Source organism: Kitasatospora sp. NPDC096128 (assembly GCF_040303105.1).
GTDB lineage: Bacteria > Actinomycetota > Actinomycetes > Streptomycetales > Streptomycetaceae > Kitasatospora.
The window spans coordinates 91,679-108,875 of the sequence record NZ_JBEOSP010000026.1; the positions used below are offsets into that span (position 1 = coordinate 91,679).

Annotated in this window: 15 protein-coding genes and 1 tRNA gene; 7 read left to right on the top strand and 9 right to left on the bottom strand. The window is 66.6% G+C overall.

All coding sequences use genetic code 11. The features are described 5' to 3' along the window. Window positions 1-55: 55 nt before the first annotated feature. Together ABTY61_RS26735 and ABTY61_RS26740 are read right to left on the bottom strand one after the other, a co-directional pair. Complete coding sequence (locus ABTY61_RS26735; protein ID WP_350507618.1) at window positions 56-283, bottom strand: hypothetical protein; 228 nt, start codon at window positions 281-283, stop codon at window positions 56-58. Continuing rightward, window positions 280-870: an ATP-binding protein gene (locus ABTY61_RS26740; protein ID WP_350507619.1), complete on the bottom strand. Its 591-nt coding sequence runs from the start codon at window positions 868-870 to the stop codon at window positions 280-282. Before ABTY61_RS26740 ends, ABTY61_RS26735 begins: the two co-directional genes overlap by 4 nt. A 111-nt stretch (window positions 871-981) precedes the next feature. On the opposite strand from ABTY61_RS26740, the gene ABTY61_RS26745 reads away from it, so the two are divergent. The 4 genes from ABTY61_RS26745 (at window position 982) to ABTY61_RS26760 (ending at window position 7,228) form a co-directional block, all read left to right on the top strand. Continuing rightward, a complete protein-coding gene (locus tag ABTY61_RS26745) occupies window positions 982-2,199 on the top strand; it encodes a helix-turn-helix domain-containing protein (protein WP_350507620.1) in 1,218 nt (405 codons plus the stop codon). 28 nt (window positions 2,200-2,227) lie between these two features. After that, window positions 2,228-2,701, top strand: a complete 474-nt coding sequence (locus tag ABTY61_RS26750; RefSeq protein ID WP_350507621.1) for an NUDIX domain-containing protein — start codon at window positions 2,228-2,230, stop codon at window positions 2,699-2,701. A 295-nt stretch (window positions 2,702-2,996) separates the two neighbouring features. After that, window positions 2,997-6,014: an ATP-binding protein gene (locus tag ABTY61_RS26755; RefSeq protein WP_350507622.1), complete on the top strand. Its 3,018-nt coding sequence runs from the start codon at window positions 2,997-2,999 to the stop codon at window positions 6,012-6,014. Continuing rightward, window positions 6,011-7,228: a response regulator transcription factor gene (locus ABTY61_RS26760; protein WP_350507623.1), complete on the top strand. Its 1,218-nt coding sequence runs from the start codon at window positions 6,011-6,013 to the stop codon at window positions 7,226-7,228. Before ABTY61_RS26755 ends, ABTY61_RS26760 begins: the two co-directional genes overlap by 4 nt. A gap of 406 nt (window positions 7,229-7,634) precedes the next feature. On the opposite strand, the gene ABTY61_RS26765 is transcribed toward ABTY61_RS26760, so the two are convergent. From ABTY61_RS26765 to ABTY61_RS26785, 5 genes are all read right to left on the bottom strand, one after another. After that, window positions 7,635-7,934, bottom strand: a complete 300-nt coding sequence (locus tag ABTY61_RS26765; RefSeq protein ID WP_350507624.1) for a tyrosine-type recombinase/integrase — start codon at window positions 7,932-7,934, stop codon at window positions 7,635-7,637. Next, window positions 7,931-8,056 (bottom strand): hypothetical protein, encoded by a 126-nt coding sequence (locus ABTY61_RS26770; RefSeq protein ID WP_350507625.1) that lies wholly within the window; start codon window positions 8,054-8,056, stop codon window positions 7,931-7,933. Before ABTY61_RS26770 ends, ABTY61_RS26765 begins: the two co-directional genes overlap by 4 nt. Before the next feature lie 142 nt (window positions 8,057-8,198). Beyond that, on the bottom strand, window positions 8,199-8,354 hold the full coding sequence (locus ABTY61_RS26775; protein ID WP_350507626.1) for a hypothetical protein: 156 nt from the start codon (window positions 8,352-8,354) through the stop codon (window positions 8,199-8,201). Between the two features lie 111 nt (window positions 8,355-8,465). Next, entirely contained in the window at window positions 8,466-8,603 is a 138-nt protein-coding gene (locus ABTY61_RS26780; protein ID WP_350507627.1) for a hypothetical protein, read from the bottom strand. Between the two features lie 125 nt (window positions 8,604-8,728). Further along, entirely contained in the window at window positions 8,729-9,637 is a 909-nt protein-coding gene (locus ABTY61_RS26785; RefSeq protein ID WP_350507628.1) for an HNH endonuclease signature motif containing protein, read from the bottom strand. Between the two features lie 727 nt (window positions 9,638-10,364). Here ABTY61_RS26785 and ABTY61_RS26790 point away from each other — a divergent pair. The 3 genes from ABTY61_RS26790 (at window position 10,365) to ABTY61_RS26800 (ending at window position 12,411) form a co-directional block, all read left to right on the top strand. After that, window positions 10,365-11,249 (top strand): restriction endonuclease, encoded by an 885-nt coding sequence (locus ABTY61_RS26790; RefSeq protein ID WP_350507629.1) that lies wholly within the window; start codon window positions 10,365-10,367, stop codon window positions 11,247-11,249. A 449-nt stretch (window positions 11,250-11,698) separates the two neighbouring features. Continuing rightward, window positions 11,699-12,244 carry a Uma2 family endonuclease gene (locus tag ABTY61_RS26795; RefSeq protein ID WP_350507630.1) on the top strand — a complete coding sequence of 182 codons (546 nt, stop codon included), beginning with the start codon at window positions 11,699-11,701 and terminating at the stop codon, window positions 12,242-12,244. A gap of 89 nt (window positions 12,245-12,333) precedes the next feature. Continuing rightward, window positions 12,334-12,411: transfer RNA gene (locus ABTY61_RS26800), tRNA-Phe, on the top strand. A 256-nt stretch (window positions 12,412-12,667) separates the two neighbouring features. Here ABTY61_RS26800 and ABTY61_RS26805 read toward each other — a convergent pair. Both ABTY61_RS26805 and ABTY61_RS26810 read right to left on the bottom strand, forming a co-directional pair. Further along, on the bottom strand, window positions 12,668-12,859 hold the full coding sequence (locus tag ABTY61_RS26805) for a hypothetical protein (RefSeq protein ID WP_350507631.1): 192 nt from the start codon (window positions 12,857-12,859) through the stop codon (window positions 12,668-12,670). 268 nt (window positions 12,860-13,127) lie between these two features. Continuing rightward, entirely contained in the window at window positions 13,128-17,063 is a 3,936-nt protein-coding gene (locus ABTY61_RS26810; RefSeq protein WP_350507632.1) for a DEAD/DEAH box helicase, read from the bottom strand. Window positions 17,064-17,197 lie beyond the last annotated feature (134 nt).

Here is a 17,197-nt window from a genome sequence, read left to right on the forward strand (position 1 = left end):
GGCTGTGCTCCCTTCTGATCAGCGGTGCGCGATGGTGCCGGGCCTGGCATCGTTGTCAGGCCCCGGTTTCGACCGCGGGCTCACGCAGTGGCTCGCGGTCGGGCTCGTGGTCGGCCGCCAGGGCGGGGCCGGAGTGATCAGCGCTGAGCTGGTGGTGTGCCGTGAGTCCGAGGAGCGTCAGAACGACCAGGTGGCCGAGTACCCACAGCCAGGTGAGCGCGGCACCCAACGGGTCGTGGTGCGCGCCCCGGTGTCGGGCCGACGACGCGTGGTAGGCGTTCACGCCGCATCAGCTCCGACTTCGGCCCAGACGACCTTGCCGCCGCCACCCTCCTCGACGCCCCAGCGCCGGCATACCGCCTCGACCAGGAAGAGCCCACGGCCGTGCTCCGAGGTCGATTCGGACTGTTCGACGCCAGGCAACCGCGGGCTTTCGTCCGAGACCTCGATCCTCAGCCCGCAGGGGCAAGGAGCGAGGCGGACATCGAAGCAAGCACAGCCCGCCGCGCCACCGTGCAACACGACGTTGGCCGAGAGCTCAGAAGCAACCAGCTCGATATCGTCGATCAGCAGGGCGTCGAATCCCCAGGCATCCGCGATCCGCCTCACCGATGTCCGGATCAAGGGCACGGAACGGGCGGACAGGACGAACCTCATCTGCACCGAGACACACCGGACTTCTTCGATCCGTGTGCTTTGCGTGGGCACGCTGCTGTCGCCCAGGACGAGGCTGCCCGGTGGCCGCCGGATGTGCGGACGCTCAGAGTCCGGGTGGAGCGCGACCGCCTCCTCCGTGGCGGGTGCAGTGGCCTGTCGGCCGCGACGTTCCATCGCCATATGCCCCTCCTCGTCTCGCAACAGGCGGCTCATCAGCACTGCTTGATGGCACGTCAGAACGCTAGGAGGATGGACGCAGCGGAACCCGGAAAATTCTTCCGGGGTAAGGAAACCAAGCAGCGCCAGGCTGGGGGCATGCGAGGAATGACCGAGACGCTGAGCATCGGGGAGCGCGTCGCCTGGTACCGCCGCCGACGAGGCATACCGCAGGAGGTACTGGCCGGCCTCGTCGGGCGGACCGCCGACTGGCTGAGCAAGGTCGAGAACGGCCGTATCGAACTCGACCGGCTCTCGGTGATCAAAGCGCTGGCGGCTGCGCTCGACGTACAACTGGGCGACCTGCTGGTCGAACCGTCCCTCATCGACTGGAGTACCGACAGCCGGGGTGGCGCGGTGCCGAAGCTGCGCGAAGCACTCACGGACTACAAGCACATGTCACCGTTACTGGCGTCCGAGTCCACGGATCCGCCACCCGACCTGGAAATCCTGCGAGCGGACGTCGGGTCCGCATGGTCGGCCTACCAGGACGCCCGGTACGCCAGGGCCACTCGTCTCATCCCGGAGATCCTGGCGGACGCCCAGCTTGCTGTCCGTGCCTACGACGGCGAAGACCAGCTGAAGGCCAAGGCCCTGCTCGCGATGGCGTACCAGGGCGCGGCCATGGTGCTGACGAAGATAGGGGAAGCCGATCTCGCCTGGATGGCCGCCGACCGCGGTCTTGCTGCAGCGCAGGAGTCGGGCGACCTCGTCGTCACCGGTTCCCTGTTCCGATCGGTCTCCCACTGCCTCCTTTCCAGCGGTCGCCTCACCGCAGCGCGGGACCTGGTGGCGGACTCAGCGGGCTATCTGGAGAGTGGCCTTGTGGACGCCTCGCCGACATACCTGTCGATCTACGGGACCCTCTTCCTCGTCGGCGCAGTGACCGCCGCCCGGCTCGACGACCGGGCCACGGTGACCACGTTCCTCTCCGAGGCGGACCAGGCCGCACAGCGCCTTGGCCACGACGCCAACCACATGTGGACGGCCTTCGGGCCGACCAACGTCGCCATCCACCGCATCTCAACGGCAATGGAACTGGGCGATGTCCAGGTCGCCGCAGACCAGGGGCCGCGCGTGGACTCCTCCACCCTGCCGCTCGAGCGGCGTGTCCGCCACACCCTCGAAGTAGCCCGCGCCTACAGCGCGCAGAACCGCACGGACGAGGCCCTCGCCCTGGTACTGGACGCCGAGGAACTGGCCCCGGAACAGGTCCGCTACCACTTCATCCCACGACACCTGGTGACCACCTGGGTCAGGCAGCAGCGCGGCAAGCCGAGCCACCAGCTCGCGGGCGTGGCCCAGCGACTGCGCATCGTGGGGTAGCCCGCCGGGGACGGCTACAGTCATGGTCATGAGCGACTCCGACGCCCCCGAGGCCGTTGCCCAGCCGCGCACCGCCGCCGGCGTGCTGTTCTTCGACGAAGCTGGCCGCGTGCTCCTGGTGAAGCCCACGTACAAGCCGGGTTGGGAGATCCCGGGCGGCTACCTCCACCCCGGCGAGACCCCGAGCGAGGGCGCGGCCCGAGAGGTCAAGGAGGAGCTCGGCATCACCCCGCCCATCGGCCGCCTCCTCGTCGCGGACTGGGCACCCCACCCGACCGAGGGCGACAAGCTGCTCTTCGTCTTCGACGGGGGGATCCTCTCGGCTGAGGAGCGAGCTCAGATCAACCTGGACGGCGTGGAGATCGGCGAGTACGCCTTCCACACCGCCGACCAGATCGACGAGCTCCTAATCCCTCGCCTGGCCCGGCGGGTCCACGCCGGCCTTGACGCCCGATCTCGCTCGGCGACCTCCTACTTGGAGCACGGGACGCCTCGCCTTTGACCAGTCGCCCGGGGCGTCCCAGAAGAGGGCAACACCCAGCAGCCACTGTCCGCCCTCATGGGAGGCCGAGCTCGCCAGCGAGGCGACCTACTATCTCAAGGCCGACCGGAAGATCGTCCGTGTCGACGTCTGAGCAGCGGTGGGGTGGTGGGCCGCTCTGGCTCACCACCCCACACGCGGTCTAGCTCAGTCGGATCTTGTCGATCACGACCCCTAGGGACCGCGCCGCCGGTATTGTCAGGGCGACTTACGGATGGCATGTGCGCGTGGGGGATAGATGACAGCGAGCGCTCCCGTGACCTCAATCGGACGCTCACTCGGTGTACTTGAACACTGCGTGGTCGATCGCGAACACGACATATCGCCTGTCCTGACACACCTTCAGAGCGTCGGCCTCCGTGCGCCGAGTGGCAACATCAGGCGGGCGGTGGCCGTCGCGCTCACCCATATCTCCTTCGTCTACGAGCACCAGGATCTCCTACCGGGAGTGACGCGAGGGCTACTGGACACCCTCTCAACGCTCGGAGACGCTTACGCAAGGCGGCTCGGTGCGGTCCGGGGCTATCAGCAACTGCCCTCGTTGACAGCAGGTGCGCTGAGCAAGCACGCCAGCACCATCACACCCCAACTCGCCGAATGGGCCGTCAACCAGTCCTGGCTGATTCCCTCGTGCCGAGTCAGTGCCGGCCTTCTCGGTAAGCCACTGCCGTTGAGCGTCGCGGGTGGCTTGTTCCGCCAGCTGATCGGCGTGCTGTGCCTTCTTGATGAGCAGGATGTGGCCGAGCGGCTCCTAGGCGGGTTGGCTGGGAACATGGCGCGATCGGAGGTACTCGCTGACCCAAGAACCATGCTTGAGGCTCTCCTCTCCCGCAGCGGCAAGCAGCCTGCCAGCTACAAGTTCAGCGACGAAGGCCCTGATCACGCCAAAGTCTTCATAGCCGTCGTGACGGACAGACTGGGTCGGCCGGGAAAGGGACAAGGTAGTAACAAGAAGACAGCGGCCCGAAACGCGGCGTTGGACTTCGTCTCCAAGTACATGCCCCACGTACTGAAGGACATCTCGATCAGGTCGGCTCCCCGCCAGGCGCCCGGGGAAATCCCTGGCCCCGAGAAACACGCCGCAGCTGTACAGCGGCTGCAGGACCTATTCTCCCTACCTCCCGCAGCCCGTCCGATACTGGGACAGGCCCTGATCCACGCTTCCTGGGCCTACGAACAACGCAATCTCCTGGCGCCGCTTCACCAGCAGGACAACCAGGCGATCGGATTCATGGGCTCTCAGGTCCTCAACTTCGAATACCTCCTTGTCCGGGCCCAGAGGGCGGTTCTCTCACCACCCCAATCAGTTGTCACCAGCTCTGTGACCAACACCGTGTACGACTCTGTTCTACGCCAGACAGGGCTGGCGCCTGCCCTCCTGCTGGGCATTGGGCAGGCCAACCACGGAATCCCTGTCGAGGTGGGGTCAAACGCCTTCCAGGCTGTAATCGGTGCCGTCTACATCGCTAAGAACTTCCCAGCGTCTCTCGCTCAGGAGTGGCCTCTAGTGTGGAGTCCGCTGTGGCGGACGATCATGCCCGACGCCGAGCACGATCCCTCGACTGTCCTCGGCCGCCTCGCCAGCAGCATGCAGCTTCATATCGACTACACCTTGCGCGAATACGGGCCAGACCATCTGAAGCAACGCCGCGCCACAGTCGTGCTTTCAAGCGCCCTGCTGTCTGCCAGCGTCAGTGTCAGGGAAGGCGCCGCAGGTCCATCGAAAACAGCCGCACGCCACAATGCCAGCGAGGTAGTCCTGGGTATCCTGGACAACCTCGCTGATCGCCGACCAGCCAAAGCCCTGGCGTCCACGCCTGCACGCGACCAGTCAGTGGCTCGCTTCCTCCTGGCCCACCAAGCGGCGGCACTCACGAGGACCACCGTTCCTCTTCAACGGTGGATCGCTGGAAAACTGTTCGGTCTCCAATGGGCAGCATCCGCCGAAGCGCTTCTCGAGTGGGCCACCGAAGCTGACCAGCTCATGACCCGCGTCGTAAGCTTCGACGAGCAGACTGACCGGTTCGAGAAGGCGTTTCGTGCCGCTCGCGAGGCCGAGTTGGCTGACGACCAGTCCCGACGTATCGATGTCGAGCTCTCGCAGGTCGTCGAATACATAGAGCAACTCGATGAGCCTGAGTCCCTGACTCGCGAGGACCTCGATCGACTGGTTCGGCTCTGCGACATCTATCGCTGCATGGGCACTGATGATCCCGGCGCCCACGTTCCAGAGCTCATTGACGATTGGGCACTACTGCACCGTGGACGTGTCGACATCCGTTTCGGAACAGACGTACCCGATGCCCAACTCACTGGCCGCGAACGGGCTGTCCTCGACGCGCTTGCCAGCGCCCTGGTAAAGACGTCCGGCCAGGCGAGCGTCGAGCTGCTCAGTCACGAGCCCCTGAGATTCAGGTTCACCGCCGCCCTCAACGACGCACAACAGGCGGCAGTCGGCCGCACCTGTGCTCTCTGGGCTGGTGTGACCAGGACCGTAGCTCTCCGGCCCTTCGAACTCGGCATCGAGGCGACAGTCACCCGGGCACACGTCCCGACAGCTCCTGGACCTATCGCTGGCGCTGCGCTTGCCGTCCTCCAACCCAGAACCGAGCCGTACCGCGCCACCGTCGCGGACCTCCTCCACGACCTGAAAAACCAGGTTACCGCCGCGCGCACGGCCGCTTCTGCGCCTGCCACCACACGCACTATGGGCCGCAAGCAGCAATGGGCGGCCAGCCAGCACCTCGACCAAGCCCAGGCGCTCGCCGTCCGGCTCAAGTCTTCCACCTCTATGCTCGGCCACGACGACGAGCTGAGCAGCGAGCTGGGGTCCTTCCTGCGTTCGTACGCTGCAGCCTTGCTTTCCCGGCTTCCTCAAACGATCTCACTGTCGGTCCCCGACGCCCGGAGCGTTGCACATGTTGCTCTGGGAGAGCGAACCCTCCGCGCGATTCTGGACAACCTGGTTGGCAACGCGATAGAGGCCATGCGCCATGGTGGTGGGATGGCCCTTGACTGGACCTCAGATGACAACGAAGCCGTTATCGAAGTCTCCGACTCCGGCCCTGGCCTCCCAGCCGATGTCCTCGCAGCCCTCGAATCTGGCGAGCGGATCCGCAGCACCAAACCCGGAGGAAACGGCCTCGGCCTCCTCGGAGCGCGCTCGCTGCTTACGCGCGCCGGCGGACACCTTTCGGCTCTGCCCGTGAACTCCGGTACCACGTGGCTCATCACCATCCCCATCGCGCCAACCGCAGACCCGGAGACGACATGACCCAACCTCTCACCAACATCCAGATTCTGGTGGCAGACGATCAGACCGATGTCGCAAAAACCCTGTGCATGCCACTCCGGCGGGCCAAGGCACGGCTTACCTTCGTCGGTGACGGCCAGGCAGCCCTTGACGCGCTTGCCGCGCAGCCCTTCGATCTCATCCTCATCGACATGAAGATGCCCCCGGAGGAGTGGGGCGGCCTGTGGCTACTGAGGCAGCTTCACGCTGAGGGCTCGCGCATCCCCACTCTTGTCCTGTCCGGGGAGGGCGCCAAGCAACAAGTCAAGTTGGCCATGCGACTCGGAGCCACTGACTGGATCGACAAGGACGACGCCGACCAGGAACTCCTTGACCGCGTAACTACCGTCCTCGCCAGTCACCATGAGCAGACCCTGACTATAGCGAGCGAGCAGCTGCCCACGCCCATAGCCTCACGCCTTGCCCGGTACATCCGGACCACCGACCCCGAGAAGCAGCTCACTGAGGGGCTACACGCCCTGGAATCGGTACTGCGCTTCGCAGCCGTGGTTGGCCTCTCCAGTACGCCACCATTCGCCCTACCTGGAATCACCATCGAGAAGCTCGCTGCGCCGGCCATGGGAACGTGGTTCAACGTATGCACAGCGCTCGCTGACGGTCCTGACGCCAGCAGCAACTTCCGTCGTCTCTTTGCCTGTGTCGCACCTGACTCCGCAGCACGACAGCACCTCCAGGGTTTCATCCCTATCCGGAATGGGATCTTCCACGACAGCGCCGACCCACACCCAGAAGATCTCGCCCGCCTCGACGCATACCTTCGCCGGATCTCACACCGGATGATCTCGTGCGGTGCTGGCGATCTGGCTGTCGCGAAATCGATGACATATGACGGAGAGAAGTACGCGGTCGAGCTTCTCAGCCTTCGCGGAACCGGAAAGCCCAGCCCGGACGCCCTCCTCACCAGCACCCCTGTGGTCAGCGGAACAGTGCTGCTCGTCGCCAAGGACGTTGAGCCCATCCCGCTGAGCCCCCTCATGGCCACTGCCATGGCCGAGCCCCCCGGCAGTGTCCAATGCCTCCAGTTCAACGGGTTCGTGAGGGGCAAGGGCGAGTTGGGCCCGACCTCGGCCCTAAAGTTTGCCCGCACCAACGTCACCGAGGAGCACAGCTCCGCATCCCACCCATCTCTCACCTGGCCGGCCGTTGCCGCGTGGACCAGCCACCCGCGAGAATGACGCCCTCGCCCAGCCCGCCGAGTCACTCACCCCGGCGATATCACCACCAAGCGCGTGATCGACTTCCCTGCGGCGGAGTGCCTTGCGGCCTTGCGCTGGTCGGCTGAGCCCGTGCGGATCGGTTCACGCTCGCGAAGGATGTGGCTGGGCCAGCCGGTTCGCATCCCGGTTGACGCCAGTGCTGACGCCAACCACCCCGAATGGCAGCAACCGAATACACACTCCCACGGACGGCAGAAGCGCCCAAACTGGGGCATCTCACCGCCCTGGCTTGGCCTGAAAAGCGGAAGGTCGCCGGTTCGACCCCGGCCCTGGCCACAAGCGCCTGAAAAGGCAAAACGGCCCCGGAGAGATCACTCTCCGGGGCCGTTTTCATGTCCCGTACGCCAACTGGTACGCCAACGGCTCAGCCAAGCTTGTCGCTCAGCGGCCCGAGGGCCTTCCGCTGCTCGTCCAGGGACGCGTGGGCATAGACCTTCATCGTCACGGCGATGTCGCTGTGGCCAGCGATCTGCCGGACGATATGAGGCGGAACACCCAGGTCGAGCAGCAGCAGGTTCACGCAGGCGTGGCGGAGGTCGTGGAACCGGAGCGAGAGCCCGAGCCGATCCCGGAGCGGGTTACCAGCTCCACCGAAGGTTGTCCGGCTCGATCGGCGTCCCGATCCGACTGGTGAACACCAGGCCGGTGTCCTTCCACCGCTCACGCGCCGCCCGCCCGCTCCTGAGCCTGCCGCTCCCGGTGGGCCCGCAGAGCCGCCAGAACGAGCGGCAGGGGCCACAGCGAGCACGCCGTCTTGGTCGGGCCGATCTGGAGGGTGCCGTCCACCCGCTGGAGGTTGCTGAGACGATGAGCATCCCGCGCTCCAGATCCACCGCCGCCCAGTGGAAGCCCAGCAGCTCTCCGCGCCGCAGACCCATGGCGCGGGCGAGGGCGTAGAGGGCGTGCAGGCGGTCCGCGCTGGCCGCCTTCAGGGCAAGCGGACCTGCGGGACAGTGAGGCCCTTCCCGGTGCCGTAGTCGGGCGTGGGCGCTTGCACCAGCGTGGCGACGTTCCGCAGGATCAGCTCCTCCCGGACGGCGCTCTTCAGGGCGTTCCGCAGGACGGCGTGAATCGACTGCACCATGCGGCGGGACAGCTTGGTCTCGCAGCACTCGCCCGCGGCACAGCACCCCAGCCCGAAGGGTCCTGAGCTTCTTGCGCCAAGGTGGCCCCGGACCACGCTCTCATACCCCTGCTAGGTCCTCGGCCGGCGATTCACCTTCACGACCGCAGCCAGCCAGTGGGTCAGGTACTCGGCCACCTTCACGTTCGTGTCGGGTGTCGGGATGCCCTGGTTGTCCTGGGCCTTGAGCGCCGTAATCTTCTCCAACACCTGGTCACGAGTCTTGCCGATGTAGCAGGTTCGAATACTGCCTGGGGCACGGATGGCGGTCGTTCGTGGCCAGGGCCTCGAGGACACTCCTCGCCGACCCGGACCACGGTCGTTGCGGGCCGCAGTCAGGAACGGGAGAGCCTCAGCATGGCCACGTGGTAGGCCCAGGCGTGGGTGGCGACCTTCCGCTCGACGCCGAAGTGCCGCCCGGTCGCGCGGTCCAGCACGTGGTGGTACTCCTCCAGAAAGGCCCAGGAGACCTTGGCAAAGTCCTCGTCGGACCAGTTGTAGAGGTGACGGAGCTCGAACTCCACCGCGGCCAGGAAAGCCGTCTCGCCGCGGTCCACGGGCTCGACCCGACCACCGCTGGCCTCCACCCAGCGCTTCACTTCCTCCGGCGCCCGCTTCCACTTGCTGCCCGAATCGCGCAGCTCGGCGTAGTCGACCCAAGCCCAGAAGGCCTCGGCGTCGGCGATGTCCGGCGCCTGTCGGTGGTGCTCCACGCAGAGCAGGGCGAAGTTCCGGACGTCCATCGAGCCGCCCAGAGAGGCAGGAACCACATGCGCCCGCTCGACCGGTGAGCCCCAGCAGATCAGGCACTCCTCAGCGATCCCGAGGTACTCCATGATCGACTGCTTGGACGGGGAGGTTCTGCGGCTGGTTTCCTCGGTCTCCCGGGTGCGCAGGGGCAGGGAGTCGATGTCGTACCAGAACGACTTCTCCTCCCCTTCCGGGTAGCCCACGAGCAGTTGGTCCGGGACCAGGTCGTTCTGCCGACGCGGGTTCTTCATCACGTACAGCGGTGTGTGGAGCTCGGTGACGTAGGGGAACGCCTTCTCAGGCAGGAAGTCATTGAGCATCTCCCAAGCGTCGTGGTCGTAGCCGCCCTCGCTGTCCCGGTGGCCCTGCACGTCGAAGAACAGCAGCCGGGGCGCCCCCGGTGCGGTCTGCTGTGCCTTGTGGAGGACCTGAAATATGCGCGGCGCAGAGCGCTCGAAGTTCTCGTACACGGCCATGTCGTGGTACAGCGCCACCGGTTTGACCTCAGGCGAGGTCTTCCGCCCGGCCTTCTGTCCGGCTTTCCTGCGAACCCTGCTCTTCGGCAACGCCGTGCTCCCTCCCACCGATGCGCACAGGCTTGCACGGCCCACCGACACCGGCTCCGCCCCCTCGGGCGGCGGCCGAAGGTTCCGCCACCGTTCCCGGGGTGAGCGGGTGTCAGCGCAGGAGGCCGTCGGGGCGGTCATCGGCCGGGTCTGGGAGGGGCCCGTGACGTCCCGGGGCGGGTGCGCGGGGGAGCCCAGCACCCGGACGTGACGGAGGATGTCTTCTGGCCGTGCGTCCTGGACGGCACACTTACCGATCGAGGCGCGCCTGAACCATCACGCGCGGCGCTTCCCGTGGATCTGGTTTACATACTGATCAATCGTGTCGGACTCACCGAGGACCAGGTCGCCAAGCTGGACAAGGCCCAGGCGATCGCGCGACTCCAGCAGTTCTGGACCGAGGGTGGGCATTGAATCCGATCGGGGGAAGTCAGGACCGATCGCCTGACAGCGGCTGGACGGCGACAGTACCTACTGAGGAGTGAGATTCTCGCAGCAGGTAGGCCGACCAATGCCGAAAAGGGCGCTCGGGAGCAGCCTGAACGCTTTGGGTCCGGTTGCTCTCGAAAGGGCGCACCGGCCCGCCCGAGGCCCGTGATCATCGTCGGCATCGGCCTGGCCATTACGGGCGACACCGCGCCGCAGCACCACATCCATGCAAAAGGACCAGACCGGACACGCCATGGCAAACTCGGGCGAATCTTTCGAGAGCTACATCCAGTTCGTATATCAGACCCTTCTCGGGGCCCACGGGAAGAACATCTCGGTATCGCGACGGGCTACAGTCTACGACAACCGCGGAAATTCCTACAACATCGACATCTTTTACGAATTTGATGTCGCCGGCCTCCATCATCGCGTAGCCATCGAGTGCAAGGATACCCGCCGCCCAGTCGAGCGGGACGATGCAATCGCATTCGCGGGCAAGATCCGTGACCTTCCGAGCACCATCGGGATCTTCATCTCAAAGAGCGGATTCCAGCCAGCCGCCAAGAAATACCTGGAAGATCACGGTATTGTGCACTACTCGGGTGGCGATCTCCCCCATCTCGGCAGCGTGATCGCTTCCATGATCTCGCCTATCGCACTGCCAAGCGAGTCTGCCACAGGCCAGCCGTTCTGGACATTGATGAAGCAGAAGGAAGGTCAGACGACTGGAGTTTGGTGCCTAATCCCGGAACTTGCCGACCAAGAGAAGTCCCCTGCGGGACGCCGGAAACAGAAGCTAAACCAGCCTGGAGCCTTCCCCCTATTCTATTCGAAGCCACATGCGCAATGGTTCCACAAGGCCTTCTACGGGGGATCATCAGAGGTCTGTGTGCGCGGCGTGGAGCAACCCATGCTGCGCTTCCTTGCGCTAATGGCCAATGATGAGGATCGACTCTTCGCCATCGGCCACCCCTATGTCGACGAGGACGGCAGCAAGAAGGCTGTCTTTCAAGGATGGACAGCGCAGGAGCTCGCGCGCGAGTACTCGACGGTCGATATCTCATCAAAATTCACGCACCCAAAAGAGCGCCATCGAGCCTCCGAAATGTAACGGTAGGCCATGGCGTGCGGTTCATAGCCCCTCACGCCGAGCCCGAGAACGCAGTGCCTGGGGTCCGTACGGTCCGGTTGACGCCAACGCTGACGCCAACCGTCCCGAACGGTGGCGTCCGACGGCAGGCGTCCACGGACGGCAGAATCGCCCAAACCAGGGCATCTCAACGCCCCGGCTTGGCCTGAAAAGCGGAAGGTCGCCGGTTCGACCCCGGCCCTGGCCACAGTGTTCGACCAGGAACGATGCCCTCGAAGCAGCTCGCTTCGGGGGCATCTTCGTGTCGCTTGATGCCAACCGCACGGCGGACGGTCGGCCGCCGGAGCGGTCGAGGCCCCGCGAGGGGCCGGAGAACGGGCGCCGCAGCAAGCACCGCGCACGAGCGCTGTCGGCCCGGGCGCCGGACTACTCTGAGGGTGTTGCCCGGCACACTCCAGGAGACACCCCTCATGAACCCGGAGCACTTCGCACTCCTCGAAGAAGCCCGACGGAGCCTGCCCGACGGGTTCAAGGTGGAAATCTCGGGCGACACCATCGTCATGATGGTCAGCCCCTCGGGAATCCACCAACGGAACCTGCTGCTGGTCCGCCGCCAGTTCGACAGGCACGCCCCGGTCGATCTGCTGCCGAGCGAGAACACCGACCTGGTGTCACCCAACGTCGGCAAGAGCCGCAACCCGGATCTGACGTACCTTCCGAGCGAGGCACTGGAAACGTCCGACAACCAGGTCCCGTCCGAGTTCGCCGCCATCGCCGTCGAACTCGTCTCCCCTTCGAACCCGGAGAACGACTGGGTGGGGAAGGTCCGCGACTACCCGTTGATGGGCATCCCGCTGTACCTGCTGGTCGACGCCAGGCAGAAGACCGTCACCCTGTTCAGCCGGCCCGACGGTACGAAATACCACCGCCGCGAGGACATCGAGTTCGGCGAGACTCTGCGCATCCCCGAGCCGTTCGACTTCGACCTGGTCACGAACGACCTACTGCCGTACTGACCCGCACCCGCTCGCACCGCCCGCCACCGGTTGACGCCAACCGGCCCGAACCGCGGCGTCCGACGGCAGCCTTCTGCGGATGGCAGGAGAGCCCAAAGTGGGGCATCTCGTCGCCCCGGCTTGGCCTGAAAAGCGGAAGGTCGCCGGTTCGACCCCGGCCCTGGCCACATCGCCTGACCAGGCACGATGCCCTCGAAGCAGATCGCTTCGGGGGCATTTTCGCATCCTCTGACGCCAACGGCGCAGCGAACGGGACTCAGGCGATCGCATGTCTCCAGCGGTTCTGGACCGGGGGCCACCAGCCGGCGGAGCACAGCGGCGGAGGTGAAGGCGGCGCAGCCGCCCCCGGGCTCTGTGGCAGTCCTCGCGTTCAGTGGAACCCTCGGCGCCGGGGCCTGAGCACCCGGCGCCGGGGTTGGCAGGTCACTCGCCGGCGGTGCCCTTCAACGCGGAGACGAGCAGCGCGACCGCGTAGAACAGGGTGGCCAGGCTCAGGGTGACAGCCATGATGTCCAGGACGAAGGGGGCGAGGTTGCCGTCGGTCACCAGCACCGCCAGATCGGTGCCGCCGATGGCGGCTACCGCGCCCTTGAGCCCGGTGGTTTCATTATTCACGAGCGTTCTCCTTGAGCGTTCGTTCGGACGGCCGCCGCTTCCCACCTCCTACAGCCGGAGGCGGCGGCCGTTTCCCGTACGTGTGGCTCCCCAGGATTTGGGGCGCCTGAGTGATGTATGCCGGACGCACGGGTCGCAAGGCCAGCTGACAGCGGGCCAATCGACGCCCGGGGGTCGCACGCGCGATTCGGCGGTCGTGCGACCGGACAGAGGAGCGGGGCAGACGCCTCGCGTCCGCCCCGCTCCTGCGTTCTGCGGTCCTCTGCCCTCAGGTGGACGTCGCGACGACCGACACCCTCCCGCTCTCCGTGCTGAACACACCGAGCACTGCCTCGGCCACCGGGGTTTCGGCATCGTGCCCCGCACGCAACGACCGGTTCAGCAGCACGAGCAGGCCGTCCACGCCGGTGAGCAGCAAGCGTCCCATCCCCAGGGCCTCTTGGGCGAAAGTCTTCGCCCGGTCAGTCATACCGTTCAAGCACAGCAGGGCGCGGGCTTCCTCGCTCTGGCCGACGTCCAGGAGGACCTCCCGAACGATGGCACTGGTGACCCGCTCCTCGGAAACGACAAGGGTCGCGCTACGGGCCGAGGGAGCCCGGAACCGCACGGCGTGGTCCGCGACTTCGACCGTGAGGTGGTGACACTCCAGGAGGTCCGCAAGGAGGGCGAGCACGTCGGGGACGTCCTGCGCCTGGCTGAGGTCGCTGAAGAAGTCACCGTAGGTGGGGGCGTCCGGGTCATCTGCGACCTCCTTGGCGCCCAGACCTACCGGCAGCCGTGCCTGATCGCGCTGCTGCCTGCGATCTCGGCCGTCGAGCGCGGTCCGCGCTGCGTCGATCTCGGGGCGCGTCAGCGCCAGCCGCTCGTCCTCGAGGAGGTCACACAGTTCCTCGGGCGCCTCGTCACCGACCACTGAGAGCAGCCGTTCACGGTGCAATGCCTCGACGTGCAAGTCGAGCAGCGGGGTGAGCCACGCAGGAACCCCCGCCCAGATCGCCTCGGCCAGTGGGCGCAACCGCTGGGTGCGGACCCCCGCGTCGCGGTGCCGAGCGTAGTGGTCAGCGGCACCGAGCACGTTGCTCACTTGGTCGCAAAGCTGCTCGACATCCGCGAGGTGCACTTCCACGCGGCGCACCTCGAGGCGCCCCTTACGGCGACGCCGGCTGCGTTCCCGCTCGTAGCGGGTCGCGGCCTCGATTCGCCCCTTGATCTGGCCGAACGATGCGCCATGACGCCAGAGATAGGCGATCAGTGCGCGCAGGGCCACGTTCGCGTCGTCGAGCCCGGCGGCGTCCTCCACCAGTCGCACGAGCACGCTGTCCTCGGTCAGGGCCTCGTCCGCCAACACCGATTCCGGCAGCGTACCCAGCACGGCGTGGGCATCACGTTGCCGAAGCTGTTGCAGGAGCCGCTCGTCGGCGTCGAGTCGCGCATCTCTCCCGACCACACGCAACGGGGCGATCAGACGGCTGACCGCTGCGATCGTCCGCTGTTCAAGGTCGCCCTGCGTCCAGTCCGGGTTCCACGGCATCATGGAGATCCAGTTCAGCCGCCGCACCGGGGAGCTGGAGGCCGCCACCGCCAGCAGGTCGAGTTCGCAGGCATTCGACGCGGTGAGGTCGGCGAGTCGCTCCAGCACCGGCGCCGCGGACAGCGGCAGGTTGTTGACCGCGATCGCGATGCCCAGCGCGGAGGCCTTCCAGCCGCGCGCCTCGGACCCGGCGACAAGACGACGACTCGTCAGTTCGGTGAGCAACCGCTTCGCCGATGGCAGTTCGGACGCCGCCAGGCCAGCCCGCAGGGTCGCCCCGATCACCTCGTCCGCCCTGCGGTGGTGCTCGGCGAGTGACTGGCTGCGGCCGCGTGCCGTGATGTCCTGAAGCACCAGTAGCACCATGTCCTCGTCAGACATGCGGCTGGCGACCTCGGTCCCGCCGTGCCTCGGGAGGATGTAGTGCTGCCACAGCCCGTCGGTGGTGCTCAACGTCGTTGCGTCCATGTCGTCGTCACGGCGCAGCTTGCGGTGCAGGTACTCCGAATCCTCGGTGAGCAGCCAGGCGTCCCCGCCGGCGCTCAGACCGAGTCGGCCCGCGCGGCCGATCCTGTTCTTGACCTCCCCCAGACCGAGCGAGCGCACCTCACCTGCCGCGCCACCGGTACTCACGGTCGTGCTGGCGATCACCACGACGTCGACGGGCAGGTTCAAGCCGACACTGAGGGTGTCGGTGGTGACGAGAACGTGCAGGAGCCCGCCTCGGAACTCCTCCTGCACGAGCTCACGCAAGGGGCGTGTCAGCTGGCGCGTATGGTAGGCGCAACCCGTCATCAAGGCGGTCTCGACGTCCTTGCGTGCGCCGTGCGCAGCGGTTCGCCGCAGGCGCCCCTGCTTCTCGGCCGCCTCCAGCTGGGTCAATGTCTCATCGCGGTATCTGCCGGACAGCCACGGGTTCGGCCGGGTACGCCGGACCGCGCCGAACTCGCGGTCCATCGCCGCCTGGATCGCCTCGGCAAGAGCGAAAGCGCTGGACCTGGACCGGGTGTAGACGAGGATCCGGGGGGTGGGGATCTCCTTCAGCTTGTGGACGACCACCGCCGGGGCCAGGACGTTGCCGCCGCTGCGCGCGCGGGCGACGATCGAACGGTCCCAGACCCTGTCCTTCGCCCACTCGGACAAGAACTCCGACCTGAGGTCGAGCTGCTCCACCTCCACGGGACCAAGGTCCGTCTCATTCGCCACGTCGTCGACCGCGGTGGTATCACGCAACTTACGCCAGGTGCACCCGTCGAACGCACGTACGTCCAACGGCACGGGACGCCGTGACGTGTGCCTTCGCCTCTCACTGTCGACGTCGAGCCACCGCGCGAGCTTGTCCCTGCTCCCCTGGGACAGCACGGCACTGATGCCGACGATGGGGAGGGTGGGGTAGTTGAGCCGGACCTTGGTGAGCATCGACTCGAGTCTGGGGCCGCGCGCCTCGTCGTCCAGGTACTGCAGCTCGTCGACGATGAGGACACCGCAACCGCGCAGCGGGTCCTGCCCGCTACTGAGGTACCCGTCGAGGGTTTCGTAGATCATCACCGCGACCTCGTACCGGCCGGCGGCCAGATCCTCCACGTTCTCGGGGTAGTCGCGGCTGCCACCCAACACGCGGTACTGGAGCCCCGCGTCATTGAACCAGTCGGTCAGCTCGTCCACGACATCGCCGACCAGCGCCTTGAGCGGCAATGCTATGACCGCCCGCCTGTTGCGGTGGCCCAGTTCCCGGCGACCCACCACATACCCTGCTGCGAGCTGCCCCAGCAGTGACTTGCCGCTCCCGGTCACCGCGCTGAGCAACAGGTTCTCGCCCGAGCCCATCGCCTTGGCCAGGATCGGGATGGCATCGGCCTGATAGGCCGTCAGTTCGGCAGTGCCGGAATGTCGTGCCAGTCGCCTGCGGGTGGCGGCAGCGAGGGCCGGCGGAAGCATCTGGTCGAGCACGCTGAGCGAGTCCTCGGGCCCAACGCGGTGAGGCGCGGGTTCGATGGCCCTGCCGATCCGCACCACCAGATCGCGGGCCGCCAACTTCTCGCCCTGGGCGCTGTTGCTGCGTGCTCCCGTGCGCCGCAACGCCCAGTCCTTGCGCGCCTTCGAGGTCTCGTCGTTGGGGTAGACACCCCGGTTCGGCCCATAGGACTTTCTTCCCACCGACTCGCGGCCCGAGAGTCCGGCAAGCACCAGCTCACGCCAACACCAAAGGGACTCCTGGCGGATCCGGTCGTCCATCTCGGCTTGGTCGGCGGGCCTACCGCCGAACTCCTCCACCAGCTCGCAGAGCACGCCTGCGACGAGCGCGTGAAGCAGGTGCCCCCTGCGCAGACCCACCGTGGCGGTGGCCCACACCAGCTCGAACTCGGTGGCGCGCCCCGGGTGGCGGTCGAGCAGCGCGGCCCGGCCGCGCTCCACGTGGGCATGGGTCTCCTCGACGCCCGACGCCACCCGGAAGAACTCGCTCTCCGCAAGGGAGAGCAACTTCCCCTCCACCCGCGTGGTCTGACCACCGACGATCAGTCTGGTGATCTCACGAGCGATATCCAGCCCGGCGACCAGCAGGGTCGCCGCGGGCTGCCAGGCCGACTCGTCGTCATCCCTTTGACGTGCCGACGGGTGGCCCGTCACGGGACTCAAGAGCCGCCGGGTATGGCCGAGGGTGCCGTCGATCATGGTCTCTTCCTCTCCTGACCGGCGCACCTGTCGGGGTGGTCACCGGAACATGTGGACAAGGACTGCATGGGGGTCGGACGGGTCGCACGACAACCACCTGGCAGCTCGAGTTCGCGCAGAACGGGTCGCGCGGA